Here is a 15,946-nt window from a genome sequence, read left to right on the forward strand (position 1 = left end):
TCCGGTTGCACTCAGGCTTCGGCTGCTTCTTCCGGCCAGTTCTTGATGTAGTTCTTGAGCAGCGTATTTTCCAGGCTTTGCTCTTCGAGCACGGCTTTCGCCACATCAAGGAAGGAAATCACGCCCTGCAAATCGCCATCCTCGACCACCGGCACATAGCGCGAATGTTTTTCGATCATCAGGCGGCGCAGGCTAAAGGCATCCATGGCCGGGGGCACAGTCACCGGAGCGGACACCATCACTTCACGCACAGTAGGCCAGAGCCCCGTCTGGTTCGCAGCTTTCACGGCCTGCAAAACCTCACGGAAAGTCACCAGCCCCACCATCTTGCCCCCTGCCATGACCACCAGCGAACCGACATCGAGATCAGCCATGGCTGCCACCACGGCCTCCAGGTTCTGCTCAGGCGTCGTCGTATACAGCGCCCCGCCCTTCACCCGCAAGATTTCCTTGACCAGCATATTGATTCTCTCCGTGTTCCCACAACTCGAATCTGGGGGATATTAGTGGAAGCCAAGACGATACGCAAAACCGGGAGCGGGCCAGAGATGCAATGCACCATTGATCGCGCCATCGCCCAACCGTGCAGGTATCACCCCTTGGCCGCATCCCCCAGCTCGATGTTCTCTGCGGTCTCGGCTTCGAGACGCGCCAGCTCGCGTTCCCTATCCTGTTCGCTGTCGGCAAAGCGCTGGGCAATCGACTGGAACTCATCTTGGATGGCCAGAAAGGCGTCCACCACGTCCGGATCGAAGTGACTGCCCAGCCCGGCCAAGATGATTTCCGTCGCCGCGGCATGACTCATCGGCGCCTTGTACACCCGCCGACTGATGAGTGCATCGTACACGTCCGCCAAGGCCATGAGCCGGGCCGAAAGGGGAATGTCCGTTCCCGCAAGCCCCTCCGGATAGCCGCTACCATCCCATTTCTCCTGGTGGCTGTAGGCAATCTCCTTGGCGCAGGCAAGAAAGTCCACCGTCATTCCCAACTGTTTCTCGGCGTGCTCGATGGCATCCCGCCCCAAGGCAGGGTGGGTCTTCATGACCTCAAACTCTTCCGTTGTGAGTCGGCCTGGCTTGAGCAGAATGCGGTCAGGAATGCCCACTTTACCGATGTCGTGCAGCGGCGCGGATTTGTACAGTGTATCGATGTAGGCATCGGTCAGCCTGACCGCCCAGAAAGGATGCGACCGCAGGTGCTGCGCCAGCGCACGCACGTAATGCTGGGTACGACGGATATGGTTGCCGGTTTCGTTATCCCGCGTTTCGGCCAGCGATGCCATGACCAGGATGGTCACATCCTGAATCGCCTGGAGTTCGCGGGTGCGTTTGGCCACCTCGCTTTCCAGAAAGGCCGCTTTGTCGCGCAGGAAATCGGCGCTTGCCTTCAGTTGCAGATGCGCAGCAACACGCGCCAGAACGATGGGCGGACTGATCGGCTTGGTGATGTAATCGACCGCCCCCAGTTCCAGCCCACGTCGCTCATCTTCCACCTCCGCCTTGGCGGTCAGGAAAATGATGGGAATGTTCCAGCTCGCCGGATTGGCCTTGAGCCGCGAGCAGACTTCGTAGCCATCCATGTCCGGCATCATGATGTCGAGCAGGATCAGGTCCGGAGGATGATCGGAGAGCGCGATTTTCAGGGCTTTCTCACCATGGTTGGCCACCTTTACCTTGTACTCGTCCTTGAGCAGCTTACTCATCAAGGTCAGATTGTCCGGCAGATCGTCCACCACCAGCACGGTGGGCTTGCTGGTGAAATCCAGTGCTTGCGTCATGACAAGTCTCCCAGGGTAATGCCACCCGCCGCAGCCGCCTGCTTCAGGCCAGCCAGCGCCGTCTCGAATTCAAACCCGCGCATGGCGCGCTCCACGGCCGCAAAATGCGGCCCCAGGCCGCGCTCCAGCAGCATCCGCTCGGCATCCAGGACATCTGCGGCCTCGGCATCATCGTCCGCCAGCAACCCAGCCAGCCGCTGCAACACCTGTGGCAGACGGGCCGCATCCTGAGGAGACACATTGCCCGCAGCAGGCTGTGCGGCAGCTGGTGCTGTGTTGGCCAGAAAAGCCTGCAGCGCCGTACGGCAGGCTTCAAGCTCAGGCGCCAGGCGGGCCAGCCCGGTACGTGCGGCCTGCGCATCGCGTTCGCGACACGCATGTTCCAACGCTGCGGCAGCAACCTGTACCGGTTGCGCCCCTATGTTGCCGGCACCTCCTTTGATGTTGTGTGCCAGACGCTCGGCCAGTGTCCAGTCCTCCTGCCCCAACGCGGTTTGCAGCTGTGCCACCGCATCCGCCTGACCACTGACGAATTTCTCCAGCATGGTCCGGTACAGGGCAGTCTTTCCCATCACCCGAGCCAAGCCAGAACGCACATCCAGCCCGGCAATCGCACCGGGCCGGGGTATCTGCGCAGCATTCACGGGGTCTGCGCGTGCAGATTTATCCCCCACGCTGCCCGCCGCGCCCCCATCCCCCAACCCTGGCCGGGGTTGAATCCAGCGACGCAGGGCGGCCCACAACTGGACCGGCTCGACTGGTTTGGCGACATGATCATTCATGCCGGCCTCAAGGCAACGCTCCCGGTCACTCTGCATGGCATTTGCCGTCATTGCCACGATGGGCAAAGTACAGCCCTGGGCCCGCAAGCGGCGGGTGGCCTCCAGACCATCCATCACCGGCATCTGCATGTCCATGAGAATGAGGTCATAGGACGGCAGGGCGCTGCCCACTTTCTCCACTGCCTGGGCACCATCTGCCGCCAGATCAACCTGAAAACCCGCATCGGCGAGCAGCTCACTGGCCACCTGCTGATTCATCTCGTTGTCTTCAACCAGCAGGATGCGGGCCCCCGCCAGAGTCTCCAGGCCATGCCGGGAAGCAGGAAGCGGCGAAATCACACCTTCCTCAACGGCCTCGCCCCCTCCGCCCAGCAGGCGCCGCATCTCGTCATAAAGCAAGGAAGCGCTCACGGGCTTGATCAGCACATTTTCCATACCGGCCTGACGCGCCCCATGCAGCACTTCCTCTCGCCCATGTGCCGTCACCATGACCAGGCGCGGGCACTGGTTTCCCAACTGGGCGCGCAGGACACGAGCCACTTCGACGCCATCCATGCCGGGCATCTGCCAGTCCAGCAGCACCACCTGGAAAGGTTTTTGCTGTGCCAGCGAGGACTGGATCAAGGCGATCGCTGCCGGGCCGCTATCCGCCTCCGCCACCGTCAGCTGCATGGCCTTGAGCATCTCACCGATGACCTTGCGTGCATTCTCATTGTCATCCACCACCAGCACCTGCTGGCCACACAGTTCATGGGGGAACACACGGGGCTGACTGGCCTGCGTGCCGCGCCCCAGCCGGGCAGTGAACCAGAAAGTGGAGCCCTCACCCAATGTGGACACCACCCCCACCTCGCCGCCCATGAGTTCGGCCAGACGCCGGGAAATCGCCAACCCCAGCCCGGTGCCGCCGTAGCGTCGGGTCGTGGACGTATCGGCCTGCTGAAAACTCTGGAACAGTCGCTCCTGCTGTGCCGGACTCAACCCGATACCCGTATCACGCACAGCGAAGTAGAGCACGACCTCATCCACGCTGCTTTCCTTGAGCTGGACCAGAATGTCGATTTCGCCCTGCTCCGTAAACTTGACCGCATTGTTGGCGTAATTGATGAGCACCTGCCCCAGCCGCAAAGGGTCACCCAGCAAATTCCGTGGCACATCCTGGTCTACCTGGAAAATCAGCTCCAACCCCTTGTCTGCGGCTTTCTCGACCACCAGGTTGCTCACATTTTCCAGGACCTGTTCCAGATCGAACTCGACCCGTTCGACAGTGAGTTTGCCGGCTTCGATCTTGGAAAAGTCGAGAATGTCATTGATGATGCCCAGGAGGTGCTGACCAGATTGCTGGATCTTGCGCAGATAATCCTGCTGCCGGGGTGTCAGCGCCGTCTTCAACGCCAGGTGGGACATGCCGATGATGGAATTCATCGGCGTCCGGATTTCGTGGCTCATATTGGCCAGGAAATCCGATTTCATCCGCGTCGCCTCTTCCGCCACTTCTTTGGCGCGCAGCAGCGCTTCCTGCGCCTGTTTCAGCGGACTGATATCGACCAGCACGCCGATCAGCCCCCCCGGACGCCCATCAGCGAGCCGGAAACCACTGACCGAGTACATCACCTGATGGCGGCTGCCGTCGCCAAAACTGATTTCCAGCTCCCGCACCACCGCTGCCGAGCGCCGGATCAGGTCCATGTCTTCGGCGTGGAAGGTCTGACGATCCGCCACAGGCAGATAATCAAGCTCCAGCACTGTCTTGCCAAGCAGGTAGTCGCGTCGCGTCGCAAAAGCCTGCTCGTAAGCCTTGTTGCAGCCAAGAAACCGCCCTGCCGGATCTTTGAAGAAGAGGGGATTGGGCAGGGTATCGATCAACCCGGCCTGAAACAGCAGCTGATCGGCCAGCTCCTGCTTGGCCAGCTGCTGCTCGGTCACATCCAGCCAGTAGCCGTTCCAGCTCTGGCCACCATCCGCCGTAGAGGTCATTTCCAGGCGCGTTTCCACCCAGCGCAAGTGTTGCCCGGGAAGCTGGACACGCTCCACGAAACTCCCCCCGCACCCTTCCTTGATGGCGCTCTGCAGCAGTATCTGGCCCCGCTGGCGATCTTCCGGCAGTACATGGTTCCAGCGCAGCTCAGGCTCAGCCAGAATTTCCAGGTGGTTGTAACCGTAAATCTCACTGACTTTGCTGCTGATGAAGACAAATCCTTCATCTCCATCTATCGGCCGTTCATAGCGGAAAACCGCACACGGTAGTGAATCCGCCATATCCATCAGCAAACGGCGTGAATGCTCAGCCGCCGACTTGATTTCCGCCAGCTGGTGCGTCCGCTCCAGCACCTTCTCCTCCAAATTCAGATTGCTCTCCGCGAGCGAACGAGTAGCTCCCAGCAATGCGCGGCGCATGGCATCCTGAGCGACGGCGAGCGCATCAATTTCACGCCAGGAAGACGCCACCTGTACCGGCGCTTCCAACTGCATAGCGCCCAATCTCTGGCTTTCCGCCGTCAACTGTTCCAGCGGCCGGGAAAACCGCGCCGCCATGCGCCAGGCAACGACAAAAGCAAAAGCCAACGCGCCCAACGCCAGCACGCCGAGCAACACCACCTCGTCCGCCTGTCCTGGCATGAAATCCTCCTCGGGCGCAAACACCCCTAGCCAGAATTTCTGTTCCCCCAGATCCAGGGGCCGAAAATAGGCAAACCAGTCCTTCCCATCTAGGCGATAAGGCAGCAGGCTGTTCTGCGGCTCCTGCGCCGCCTGCCATTTGGCGAAACCCTGCGACAGGGAAGGGATATCGAGCTCATCAGGCGTTTTCAGCACCGCCCCACGGATGGCATCGATCTGCTGGAAACGCGGATGATTCGGCAAACCGATCAGCTTGGAATCTGCCGCCGCCATCAGCATGGCCAGACCATGCTGCCCTACCTGCAGAGTGGTGGTGAATCGGGAAATATCAAGCAGCCTGACATCATGCGCAATGACATAACGCCCGCCATCGGCATCTGTCCAGCGCCGCGCTGCGGTGATACCGGGTTCCCGTGTCGTAAAGAAAGTATACGGCTGGGTCCAGAAACGTTCCCCCTCTTCCGCCAGCGCCATGGCACCCATGAACCAAGGACGGGTACGCGCGTCGTAATCGTGCTCCCGCATTTCAACCGTTTCCAGTTGCCCGTCCGGACTCCAGGTCAGCCAGAAGGTCTGCTTGCCCCAAGCCTCCGGATGACTGATGCGATTAACCCAACGGCCATCATCCTGTTGCAGGAGCAGGATTTCCTGCCCGGACTCACGTGCAAAAATGACGGAAGAAATCTCTTTATGATTCTGAATGACCGGAAAGAAGAACTGATTGAAACGCAGCAGCTCATCGTGTTTCAGCGTGCCATCCCGGCCCCATTGATAACTGGTATCGAGTGTCGTCTCCACCGTCGCCAGCAACCGTTGCATGCGCGCCTGAATCTGGGTGACGCCTTGGTCAAGCTGGGATTGAGCAATATTCTCAATCGCCGGCACGATGATGAAACGATAGGCGCTGAAGGCAAACAACAGCAAGGTGGCCAGCACAATCAGGAAAGCCTGCAGCACCAGGCTTTCTCGTATGCTCAGACGGGGTGAGGCCATGGCTTTTCGTTCCGGGCGGCGGGGCTTTCAGTATGCCAGTCAGAACCGCACCTCACAATCCTGAAACAATCGCACTGCGAACAGCAAGAAGCCCGCCTTGATTCGGTGCATGACTCACTCATGAACGGTGACACTTGTAGCAAAAACCGTCACACAACACCGTGAGCCGTTTGATACTTTTGCGACTCTAAGCTACGCTGCACGCCATTCACATTTTCTGGAACCCGTTATGACCACTCCGTACGAAATCAATCGCTCCGGCACGCTGGCCGAAACCCCCCAGCAAAACCGCGTTCTGCGCAACACCTACATGCTGCTCGGCATTTCCATGGTACCGACCGTACTGGGTGCTCTGGCAGGCATTCAGATGGGCTTTTCCTTTTTTGCCGGCAGCCCGCTGATTTCCTTCCTGCTGTTCATGGGCATTGCCTTCGGCTTCATGTGGGGCATTGAAAAGAACAAGAACAGCGGCCTGGGCGTTGCCCTGCTGCTTGGTTTCACCTTCTTCATGGGCCTGATGCTCTCACGCATCCTGCAGTATGCCCTGGGCTTCAGCAACGGCGGTTCGATGATTGCCCTCGCCGCCGGAGGTACCGGCGCAATCTTCCTGACGCTGTCTTCGATTGCCGCAACCACCAAGCGTGATTTCAGCGGCATGGGAAATTTCCTGTTCGCCGGAGTGATCCTGGTGCTGCTGGCCATTGTCGCCAACATCTTCTTCCAGATCCCCGCCCTGTCCCTGGCCATTTCTGCCGCCGTGGTCGGCATTTTCTCGGCCTACATCCTGTACGACATCAACCGCATCGTGCATGGTGGCGAAACGAGCTACGTTACCGCCACCCTGGCCGTGTATCTTGATGTTTACAACGTGTTCGTCGGCCTGTTGCAACTGATCATGGCCTTCACTGGCGAACGCGACTAAGCAGGCGCAGATTCTTTCTGCAACCAGTTCAAGCGGCGGGTCTGGCACCCGCCGTTTTTTATTCCCGCTCGAACAAGGCGATCGACTCCACATGCGCCGTATGGGGAAACATGTTAACGATCCCCGCTGCCTGCAAGCGATATCCCTTGAGACTGGTCAGCACACCCGCATCGCGTGCCAGCGTCGCCGGATTGCAGGACACATACACCAGACGCCGAGGCGCGTCGCCGCCCAGCGCCTTGCATAACTCAAGTGCCCCCTCGCGTGGTGGGTCGATCAGCATCTTGTCGAACCTGCCCAGCCCGGCCAGCCAGTCTTCCGTACTATTGAACAGATTGGCCGCGACAAAGGACACTTTCTCGGCCAACGCATTTGCCCGCGCCGCCTGATGCCCACGCGCCACCAGCGCGGGACTGCCCTCGACACCCACCACCTCGGCCCCTCGTCGGGCAATCGGCAGGGTGAAATTGCCAAGACCACAGAACATGTCAGCAATACGTTCGCCCGGCTGAGGATCAAGGAGTTGCAGGGCACGCCGCACCATGACCCGGTTCATGGCGTGATTTACCTGGGTGAAATCAGTCGGGCGAAACTCCAGCTCCAGATCGAACTCCGGCAGCAGATATGACAGGCGCGGACCCGGCAACGGATAAAAGCGCACCACACTGTCCGGACCTTTGGGCTGCAGATAAAACACCACCTGATGTCGATCTGCAAACGCCCGCAATGCCTCTTCGTCGCGGCGGCTCAACTGCTGCAGAATCCGCAGCACGATCGCCGTGCATTTTTCGCCGACAGCAATTTCGATTTGTGGCAAACGCTCGGCAATGCTCAACCCCCCGAGCAATTCACGCAGCGGCATGAGCAGGTTCGACGCCTGCGGCAGCAACACCGGGCAAGTACGAATGTCGGCAATATAACTGCTGCGCCACTCGTGAAATCCAATCAACATGCCACCGCGCGACGCCAGTTTACGCACACCGAGACGCGCACGATGCCGATACGCCCAGGCCGCTCCCTGTATCGGCGGCAAGACCTGCGCCGGACGCACGCGGCCGATATGCCACAGACTGTCTTCCAGCACCCGCTGCTTGGCTGCCAGCTGACCCGCCGGATGCATATGCTGCATTGCACAGCCGCCGCAGATGCCAAAGTGCGGGCAAACCGGTTCGACACGCGCCGCCGAAGCGCGCTGTACTTTCACTAGATGCGCCAGCTCGTATTTTGGCTTTTGGCGAAAGCTCGCATATTCGACACATTCGCCGGGCAAGGCACCATCAACGAAAATTGTCTTGCCCTCGCGCCGGGTAATGCCACGCGCTTCATGATCCAGTGATTCAATAATCCCCGTGGGCACGATAGGCTCCGCAAAAAGGGCAGATTCTATCAATTCGGTTATAGTCCGGGACATGGCGCGCACATTGCTCACTACCTGGGGAGACTACCTGGCCGCAGCGGATGCCTTGCTGGCACGCTGCGCGCACAGTATCTGCGTCTTCGATGGCGACCTAGCCAATCTGCACTGGGAAAACCCGCAGCGTCTGGCGCTTCTGACCACACTCCTGGCCACTCAGAACGAAGCCCCCTTACGCGTGGTGCTACGTGACAGCCGGCATTTTCTTGTCAAAGCACCGCGTATTTACCAAACGTTACAAACTTGGTCACACCGCGCGCAGGTCCGCCAAACGTCAAGAGCACTCTCCGAACTGCGTGATGCAATTTTGATTGTCGACCGACAAAATGCGCTGATCCGCTTCGAAAAAACGCTGCCACGCAGCGTATTGATCGAAAACAGCCCGGAAGAAGTTTTACCCTATCAGCAACGCTTCGATGAAATCTGGCAGGAATCGGGGAAAAACCTGTTGCAAACGTCTCTCGGCTTATGACATTCTTGGGGCCACTAGCGCATCTCGCTGCATTGCAGCACGATTTTTCGCTATAATCGCGGCCGGATCGGCGCTTGCTGACCGGCCCAACACCGAATCGGATTGTGTAATCTCTTTGTAGTTGTTTCTTGTCGATAAGGAAATCTCATGAACAAGCTGTCTATTCTCTTTGCTGCCCTGTTTGCCGTCGCCCTGAGCGCTTGCGGTAAGAAGGAAGAACCGGTTGCTCCGGCTCCGGCTCCGGTCGAACAAGCTGCCCCGGCCGCTGAACAAGCTGCTCCGGCCGCTGAAGGCGAAGCCGCTGCTCCGGCCGCTGAAGGCGAAGCCGCTGCTCCGGCTGCTGAAGGCGAAGCCGCTGCTCCGGCTGCCGAAGCTGCTGCCCAAGCTGTTGAAGAAAAGAAGTAATTCACTTCTAGCCTTGCAAAAACGGGACTTCGGTCCCGTTTTTTTCGTCTTCTGTTTTCGTCCAGTGATAAGAACGTCGCCACAAATCACACCCCGAAAAGATTTACTTCGGGCAATAAAAAACCGGGACCAGCCCGGTTTTTTATTGTCCAGAGAATTATCTTCTCCAGGATGCAGGTCAGCGCAATTCTTTCTGCAGCAGACCGAGAATACGGCGTGCCGTTTCGGAGCGATCGACACCACCTTCGTTCGTCAGCACCTGCACCGAAGTGTTACTACCGGAAGCATCCAGGAAAATCCGGTACTGACCACGGGTATCGACAGGTTTTTCAGCACTCCAGAAATTCAGCTTGGACAACCAGCCATCCTGCTTCTTGCTGGCATTATCCTTGTCAGGGTCGACATAGCGGACAAAATAGAGACCACGCGAGCGGTCGCGGTCCTCGACAGTGAAACCAATGCGATCAAGCGCCAACCCGACACGACGCCAGGCGCGGTCAAAGCGGTCAAAGACTTCCAGTTTGCCACTGCCATCCTCAGCACTTCCCAGACGCGCCCGCGGCTCGACTTTCTGCGTGACCAAAGCCGCTTCGGCACGTTTTTCTTCCGCCCCCAAACGCACCATCAGGCGCCGCAGCATTTCTGCTTCCAGCTCCGGATCAGCAGGACGCGGTTGCCAGCGGGTATCGTCTTTGGCCGCCGAGGTGTAGACCTCTTCCATCCCTCGGTGGCTGATGTAGATTTCCGTCGTTCCAGCCTCACTACCGCGCTCCAGCCGGGTACGGAACTTGTCACGTTCGCCCGTGGAGTAAAGGGAATCGAGAATCCGCCCCAGCGTGTTGCGAATGATGTCGGAAGGAATCTTGGCCCGGTCTTCCGCCCAATCGGTTTCCATCACACCTGCTTCCGGGCGCTCGACATTGACGATAAACCCCGTTTCCTGCCAGAACTCCTTGACCGTGTCCCACAGTGCCTCTGGCGGCATGGCAGCGACCAGCCAACGCTGATTGCCGGAACGCTCGACACGAATCTTGTCCACTTGCGGCAGAATCGCGGATTGCCCTGCCTGCGCGCCCGGCTCACGCTCTGCGGCATAAGCCGAGAATGTTGCCGAACCACGACCTGCATCGTCAGGAACCAGATAACGGTCGTCGCGTTGCAGGCTGGAAAGATCCGGCGGCACTTCCAGAGTAGGAACCTTGCCCGCCGATTTGTATTCGATCTTGCGCCCTTCCGGAATGATGTTGCCGCTGCATCCAGCAACGGCCGCGGCCAGCACACACAGAGTCAAGCCGGGCAAACGACGATTTTGTAATTTCATGCCTTTTTTATACCTCTATCCCTGCCTGGCGCAAGGCCGCCAGAACACGTCCATGGTTAGCATCAGCCAGCGGTGTCAGCGGCAAACGAATGCCCTCACCCATCAGCCCCATGCGCTGCACCGCCCACTTCACGGGAATCGGATTGGCCTCGCAGAATAGATCCCGGTGCAAGCCAAGCAGGCGGAAATGCAATTCGCGCGCCTTGCCGACATTGCCCGCCGCCGCCGCCGCACACATCTCATGCATCAGGCGCGGCGCCACATTGGCGGTTACGGAAATATTGCCATGGAAGCCCATCATGATCGACAGCACACAGGTAAGGTCGTCGCCGCTGTACAGGGCAAACTCCTTGGGAGCACGCTGGATCAGGTCATAGGCGCGATCCATGTTGCCGGTGGCGTCCTTGACGCCGACGATTCCCGGCACTTCAGCCAGACGCAGGATGGTGTCGTTCGCCATGTCGGCGACGGTGCGGCCGGGCACGTTGTAGAGCAGCACGGGCAGATCAACCGCTTCGGCAATCGTACGGAAATGACGGTACAAGCCTTCCTGGGTGGGTTTGTTGTAATACGGCACCACTGACAGCGCCATATCGGCACCCGCCGTCTTGGCAAACTTCGTCAGCTCAATGGCTTCAGCGGTTGAATTGGCACCGGTGCCAGCAATCACGGGAATGCGTCCGGCAGCATGCTCAACCGTTGTTTTGATCAGGGTGCAATGCTCTTCGACATCGACAGTAGGCGATTCGCCGGTCGTGCCGACGACGACGATGGCATCACTGCCTTCCTGCACATGGAAATCGACCAGACGCCGCAGGGCATCGAGATCAAGACTGCCATCTGCATGCATGGGGGTAACGATGGCGACGATGGATCCGGTAATCATGAAGTTTGGCTCAAAAATAACTCGGGGATTGTAACTGAAAGCCGTTCCGCAAACGAAACGCTATACATTTTGCAATTTTTCACGACACAGACCACACAAAAAACCCGCCGGATAAGGCGGCGGGTTTCTATGCAAATCAGTGCTTACATACGTTCGAAGATACAGGCAATACCCTGACCACCACCGATACACATGGTCACCAGGGCATACTTGCCGCCGACTCGCTGCAATTCATAAACCGCTTTGGTGGCAATGAAGGCACCGGAGCAGCCCACCGGGTGGCCCAAGGCAATTGCGCCGCCGTTCGGGTTGGTTTTCACCGGGTCCAGGTCCAGCCCCTTGGAAACGGCGATAGCCTGTGCCGCAAAAGCTTCGTTCGATTCGATGACATCCATCTGATCGAGTGTCAGACCGGCTTTCTTCAGCGCCAGCTTGGTCGCCGGGATCGGGCCTTCACCCATGACATCGTTCGGAACGCCTGCAACTGCGTACGACACCAGACGGGCCAGCGGCTTTTGACCCGCCTTGGCCGCCAGGTCGGCAGCAGCGAGCACGAAGAAAGCCGCGCCGTCGTTGATGCCCGAAGCGTTACCCGCAGTCACCGTGCCATCCTTCTTGAAGGCCGGTTTCATCTTGGCCAGCGACTCCAGCGTGGTAGCCGGCTTCAGATGCTCATCGGCATCGAACACCACTTCACCCTTGCGGGTCTGCTTGACGATGGGCACGATCTGCGACTTGAAGTAACCGGCAGCTTGGGCGGCAGCAGCACGACGCTGCGATTCAAGGGCACAGGCATCCTGATCTTCACGGCTGATGCCCCACTTGGTGGCGAGATTCTCGGCGGTGATCCCCATGTGACCCACACCGAACGGATCAGTCAGCACGGCAACCATCATGTCGATCGCCTTGGTATCGCCCATGCGAGCGCCCGTACGCAATGCCGGCATCAGATAGCCGCCGCGCGACATGACTTCGACGCCGCCACCAATACCGTAATCGCAATCGCCCAGCATGATCTGCTGGGCAGTCGTCACAATCCCCTGCAAACCGGAAGAGCACAGACGATTGACCTGCATGGCCACGGAGTCCATGGACAGACCGGCCTGAATGCTGGCAACACGGGGCACATAGGCATAACGCGAGTCGGTCGGGATGCAATTGCCCACGGTGACATAGTTGATCTGCTGTGGATCAACACCGGAACGCACCACAGCTTCCTTCATCACGCTGCCGGCAAGCTCAGCGGGCTCCATGTCGGACAAAGAACCGCCAAAAGCACCAATGGCAGAACGCACTGCGCTCAGAACAACGACTTCTCTAGTCATGAACAACCTCCTCGAAAAAACCGATCAACCCACCACAGCGGCGAGTCCCAGGGAAAAAAGCAAAATAACCCATAACACTGTCGCCCGCCAGACCAAACCTACCGCGCGCTGAAGTGTATCCGGGTCGGCGGTCTCACCGACACCGAACTCCGGCACAGCAGAAACCTCGCCTTCGGCAAAACGGTCTCCACCCAGGCGCACACCGAGCGCACCCGCTCCACTGGCCAGCACGATAGCCGATTCCGGCTTGGCAAAAGCTTGCTGCACCTGATTGCGCCAGCAATGGATGGCATCTTCAAAATTACCGACGATGGCGAAAGCCACCGCCGTGACACGCTGCGGCAACCAGTCCAGCCAGGCAAAAACACGACGGGAAAAATGTGCGAAGTCACCGGTTTCTGCGTCCTGTTGCGCCCACCGCTCCTGCACGATCTGCGCCAGTCGATACAAAATGATGCCGCAAGGCCCGGGGAGAAGGACAAACCAGAGCATGACCGCAAAGACATGCCGATGCGCTGCCAGCAACGCTGTTTCGATAGCTTCCGCCGCAACCTCCTCGGCACTCAGCAGCTCTCGTGTGCGGCCCTGCCAGTCGGCCAGCGCCTGCCGCGCCCGCTCAATATCCCCCAGGCGCAAAGCCAGTTGAATCTCACTGAAATGGTGGCTGAATTGACGAAAGCCCATGCCGAGGTAAAGCACGCACACGGTCAACAGGAAGCCGAGGAGGACGTTCACCTTCGCCAGCACAAAATAAACCAGCCCCAACGCCAGCACTGGCAGCAGCACCGCCACCAGCCAGGCGGCAATTCCGTGGCTGCGTTGTCCGGCATTGAATTGCTGGGCAATGAAATCCGCCCAATGCTGCAATGGCTCTCCGACCACCCTGCGATACGCCAGCGGCTGGTATTGCTCGATGAAAAAAACGGCAATCAGGGCAAGAAGATTCATGCAAAAACAGCGCTCGTGGCCACCAGAGTCGACAGGCGTATCAAGATACCACAAGCCTTTCCGACAAAGAACGGATCATGCCGGCGGTAGCGCCCCAGATGAAATAGCGCCCATAAGGCATGGCGTAGTAGTGGCGCAAGGCACCACGCAAAAAAATGGAATGCCGCTGGTGATTGGCGGGATCAAGCAGGAAAGACAGCGGCACCTCGAAAATCTCAGCCACTTCGAATGGGTCCGGCTGCAATTCAAAAGGCGGCGTCAGGAGCCCGACCACAGGCGTCACAACGAAACCCGTCCCCGTGTAGTACTGCGGCAGATAGCCAAAAATCTCGATGTGACTCGGCGACAAACCGATTTCTTCCTGCGTTTCACGCAAGGCCGTCGCCTGTGGCGACACGTCCACAGCATCAACGCGCCCCCCTGGGAAGCTGACCTGACCCGCATGATCGCGCAAGTGGTCGGTGCGCTGTGTCAGCAACACGGTATGCCCCTGCGGGCGCTGAACGATGGGAAACAAGACCGCGGCAGGCGTCGCTGCCACTCCCGTCGCGCCATCTTCCAGCACCTTCACTTCACCGGTCGGCTCCGGCAAAAGCCGCTGACGCAAACGATCGAGAGAAAAATCAGACATCCGTTCAGAAGCGTTTCTTCAAGGTCATGGTGGCACCGTCGCGCTGCATTTCCATGCGATTCAGGAAGCTCATGCCCAACAGCGCAACCGGCATGTCGGTCGAGTGAATCGCCGCATCCACCTGGTGCAGCACGATACCGCCAACACGCACCTGATCGAGTTTAACGATACTGATCTGGGTCTGACCATTGGCCGTTTGCGAAATACCCTGCCGCCCCTTGCGCGGATCCAACCCCAACCGGCGCGCATCGCTTGCCCCCAGGGAAATCATGCTGGCCCCCGTATCCACCAGGAAGCGTACGGAATTTCCATTTACCGTACCGGTCGTCACGAAATGCCCCTGCCCATCGGCGGTCAGAATCACCTTGCCCGCACCATCTGACGCCAGCCCCACCGCATGCTGCCCCACCCGCAACGGCCGCTTGCGCCCGGCAATCTCGACGACGACCTGATCGCTCTGGACCGAGAGCAGCTTGATGCCGTCAATCGTCGCGCCCGCCTGCACAGCCCTGGGAGGCGCACCATTGATCATCAGCAAGGCCTTGCTGCCCATGATGCCGGCCAGTCCGACTTCCTGCGCCTGAACCGCAGCCCCAGGCAGCGCCAAGCCTGCCAGCAACAGCACCCGCCAACCTGGTTTACGGAACCGCATGTTTGCCCCTTAAAAATGCCCAACGATTGAAATCAGAGGAGCATTTTGCCACAAGCCATTGTCTTGCTGATGTCCTCACTACGCGCGATCCATTCCTGCCGCATGGCTTATCATTGCCGCCATCATGAACATCCTGATCGTCGACGACGAACCGGCCATCGCCGATACGCTGAGCTACGCGCTGCGCGCCGAGGGCTTCGCCACCGAGTGCTGCACGCTGGGCAGCGAGGCGCTGGCGCGGCTGCAACGGGGCGGCGTCGATTTCGTCGTCCTCGATGTCGGCCTGCCCGACATCACCGGCTTCGATGTCTGCCGCGCGCTGCGCCGCGACTCCGACCTACCGGTGCTGTTCCTCACTGCCCGTTCCGACGAGGTGGACCGCATCGTCGGCCTCGAACTGGGCGGCGACGACTACGTGACCAAGCCGTTCAGCCCGCGCGAGGTCGCCTCGCGGGTGCGCGCCATCCTGCGCCGCCTGCACGCCAACGGCGAATCTCGCGGTCAGCCTGAAAAACCGGCGAAATTCGCCGTCGACCGTGACGGCCTGCGCATCGCCTACCACGGACAGTGGCTGGCGCTGACCCGCTACGAATACCTGCTGCTGGCGCTGCTGCTCGAACGCCCGGGGCGCATCCTGAGCCGGCCGCAGATCATGGCGGCGGTCTGGCAGGACGACGGCGAAAGCCTGGAGCGCACCGTCGACACCCACATCAAGACGCTGCGCGGCAAGCTGCGCGCGGTGCGCGACGACGAGGTGATCCTCACCCATCGCGGCCTCGGCTACAGCCTGGCAGCCTGA

At 59.5% G+C, this 15,946-nt stretch carries 14 protein-coding genes; 4 read left to right on the forward strand and 10 right to left on the reverse strand.

All coding sequences use genetic code 11. The features are described 5' to 3' along the window. Positions 1 to 11: 11 nt before the first annotated feature. From JYJ39_RS00755 to JYJ39_RS00765, 3 genes are all read right to left on the reverse strand, one after another. A complete protein-coding gene (locus tag JYJ39_RS00755; RefSeq protein WP_205201206.1) occupies positions 12 to 461 on the reverse strand; it encodes a CBS domain-containing protein in 450 nt (149 codons plus the stop codon). A gap of 131 nt (positions 462 to 592) precedes the next feature. Continuing rightward, positions 593 to 1,777 carry a response regulator gene (locus JYJ39_RS00760; protein ID WP_205201209.1) on the reverse strand — a complete coding sequence of 395 codons (1,185 nt, stop codon included), beginning with the start codon at positions 1,775 to 1,777 and terminating at the stop codon, positions 593 to 595. Beyond that, complete coding sequence (locus JYJ39_RS00765; RefSeq protein ID WP_205201211.1) at positions 1,774 to 6,171, reverse strand: response regulator; 4,398 nt, start codon at positions 6,169 to 6,171, stop codon at positions 1,774 to 1,776. Before JYJ39_RS00765 ends, JYJ39_RS00760 begins: the two co-directional genes overlap by 4 nt. A gap of 229 nt (positions 6,172 to 6,400) precedes the next feature. Here JYJ39_RS00765 and JYJ39_RS00770 point away from each other — a divergent pair, with 229 nt between their 5' ends. Next, positions 6,401 to 7,093, forward strand: a complete 693-nt coding sequence (locus JYJ39_RS00770; protein ID WP_205201213.1) for a Bax inhibitor-1/YccA family protein — start codon at positions 6,401 to 6,403, stop codon at positions 7,091 to 7,093. Between the two features lie 58 nt (positions 7,094 to 7,151). Here JYJ39_RS00770 and rlmD read toward each other — a convergent pair whose 3' ends face one another. After that, a complete protein-coding gene (rlmD, locus tag JYJ39_RS00775; protein WP_205201215.1) occupies positions 7,152 to 8,450 on the reverse strand; it encodes a 23S rRNA (uracil(1939)-C(5))-methyltransferase RlmD in 1,299 nt (432 codons plus the stop codon). A 106-nt stretch (positions 8,451 to 8,556) separates the two neighbouring features. On the opposite strand from rlmD, the gene JYJ39_RS00780 reads away from it, so the two are divergent. After that, positions 8,557 to 8,979: a hypothetical protein gene (locus JYJ39_RS00780; RefSeq protein ID WP_205201217.1), complete on the forward strand. Its 423-nt coding sequence runs from the start codon at positions 8,557 to 8,559 to the stop codon at positions 8,977 to 8,979. Positions 8,980 to 9,126: 147 nt separating this feature from the next. Beyond that, positions 9,127 to 9,384, forward strand: coding sequence for a hypothetical protein (locus JYJ39_RS00785; RefSeq protein WP_205201220.1), 258 nt, complete (start codon positions 9,127 to 9,129; stop codon positions 9,382 to 9,384). A gap of 178 nt (positions 9,385 to 9,562) precedes the next feature. Here the strand turns inward: JYJ39_RS00785 and bamC are convergent, their stop codons facing one another. From bamC to JYJ39_RS00815, 6 genes are all read right to left on the reverse strand, one after another. Continuing rightward, a complete protein-coding gene (gene bamC, locus JYJ39_RS00790; RefSeq protein ID WP_205201222.1) occupies positions 9,563 to 10,705 on the reverse strand; it encodes an outer membrane protein assembly factor BamC in 1,143 nt (380 codons plus the stop codon). Between the two features lie 7 nt (positions 10,706 to 10,712). Next, positions 10,713 to 11,591 carry a 4-hydroxy-tetrahydrodipicolinate synthase gene (gene dapA / locus JYJ39_RS00795; RefSeq protein ID WP_205201225.1) on the reverse strand — a complete coding sequence of 293 codons (879 nt, stop codon included), beginning with the start codon at positions 11,589 to 11,591 and terminating at the stop codon, positions 10,713 to 10,715. 143 nt (positions 11,592 to 11,734) lie between these two features. Continuing rightward, positions 11,735 to 12,916 (reverse strand): acetyl-CoA C-acyltransferase family protein, encoded by a 1,182-nt coding sequence (locus JYJ39_RS00800; RefSeq protein ID WP_205201227.1) that lies wholly within the window; start codon positions 12,914 to 12,916, stop codon positions 11,735 to 11,737. A 24-nt stretch (positions 12,917 to 12,940) separates the two neighbouring features. After that, positions 12,941 to 13,864 (reverse strand): CobD/CbiB family protein, encoded by a 924-nt coding sequence (locus JYJ39_RS00805; protein WP_205201229.1) that lies wholly within the window; start codon positions 13,862 to 13,864, stop codon positions 12,941 to 12,943. A gap of 40 nt (positions 13,865 to 13,904) precedes the next feature. Next, a complete protein-coding gene (locus tag JYJ39_RS00810; RefSeq protein WP_205201231.1) occupies positions 13,905 to 14,495 on the reverse strand; it encodes a CoA pyrophosphatase in 591 nt (196 codons plus the stop codon). A gap of 4 nt (positions 14,496 to 14,499) precedes the next feature. Then, positions 14,500 to 15,147, reverse strand: a complete 648-nt coding sequence (locus tag JYJ39_RS00815) for a retropepsin-like aspartic protease family protein (RefSeq protein ID WP_205201233.1) — start codon at positions 15,145 to 15,147, stop codon at positions 14,500 to 14,502. A 124-nt stretch (positions 15,148 to 15,271) separates the two neighbouring features. Here JYJ39_RS00815 and creB point away from each other — a divergent pair, with 124 nt between their 5' ends. Further along, positions 15,272 to 15,946 carry a two-component system response regulator CreB gene (creB, locus tag JYJ39_RS00820; RefSeq protein WP_205201235.1) on the forward strand — a complete coding sequence of 225 codons (675 nt, stop codon included), beginning with the start codon at positions 15,272 to 15,274 and terminating at the stop codon, positions 15,944 to 15,946.

The sequence above is a fragment of the Azonexus hydrophilus genome, from assembly GCF_905120355.1.
In the GTDB taxonomy this organism is placed as follows: domain Bacteria; phylum Pseudomonadota; class Gammaproteobacteria; order Burkholderiales; family Rhodocyclaceae; genus Azonexus.

Excerpts from the sequence above, each read along its gene's own strand:
- JYJ39_RS00755 (WP_205201206.1), bottom strand. The coding sequence starts at position 461 with ATGCTGGTCAAGGAAATCTTGCGGGTGAAGGGCGGGGCGCTGTATACG.
- JYJ39_RS00760 (WP_205201209.1), bottom strand. The coding sequence starts at position 1,777 with ATGACGCAAGCACTGGATTTCACCAGCAAGCCCACCGTGCTGGTGGTG.
- JYJ39_RS00765 (WP_205201211.1), bottom strand. The coding sequence starts at position 6,171 with ATGGCCTCACCCCGTCTGAGCATACGAGAAAGCCTGGTGCTGCAGGCT.
- JYJ39_RS00770 (WP_205201213.1), top strand. The coding sequence starts at position 6,401 with ATGACCACTCCGTACGAAATCAATCGCTCCGGCACGCTGGCCGAAACC.
- JYJ39_RS00785 (WP_205201220.1), top strand. The coding sequence starts at position 9,127 with ATGAACAAGCTGTCTATTCTCTTTGCTGCCCTGTTTGCCGTCGCCCTG.
- bamC (WP_205201222.1), bottom strand. The coding sequence starts at position 10,705 with ATGAAATTACAAAATCGTCGTTTGCCCGGCTTGACTCTGTGTGTGCTG.
- dapA (WP_205201225.1), bottom strand. The coding sequence starts at position 11,591 with ATGATTACCGGATCCATCGTCGCCATCGTTACCCCCATGCATGCAGAT.
- JYJ39_RS00800 (WP_205201227.1), bottom strand. The coding sequence starts at position 12,916 with ATGACTAGAGAAGTCGTTGTTCTGAGCGCAGTGCGTTCTGCCATTGGT.
- JYJ39_RS00805 (WP_205201229.1), bottom strand. The coding sequence starts at position 13,864 with ATGAATCTTCTTGCCCTGATTGCCGTTTTTTTCATCGAGCAATACCAG.
- JYJ39_RS00810 (WP_205201231.1), bottom strand. The coding sequence starts at position 14,495 with ATGTCTGATTTTTCTCTCGATCGTTTGCGTCAGCGGCTTTTGCCGGAG.
- JYJ39_RS00815 (WP_205201233.1), bottom strand. The coding sequence starts at position 15,147 with ATGCGGTTCCGTAAACCAGGTTGGCGGGTGCTGTTGCTGGCAGGCTTG.
- creB (WP_205201235.1), top strand. The coding sequence starts at position 15,272 with ATGAACATCCTGATCGTCGACGACGAACCGGCCATCGCCGATACGCTG.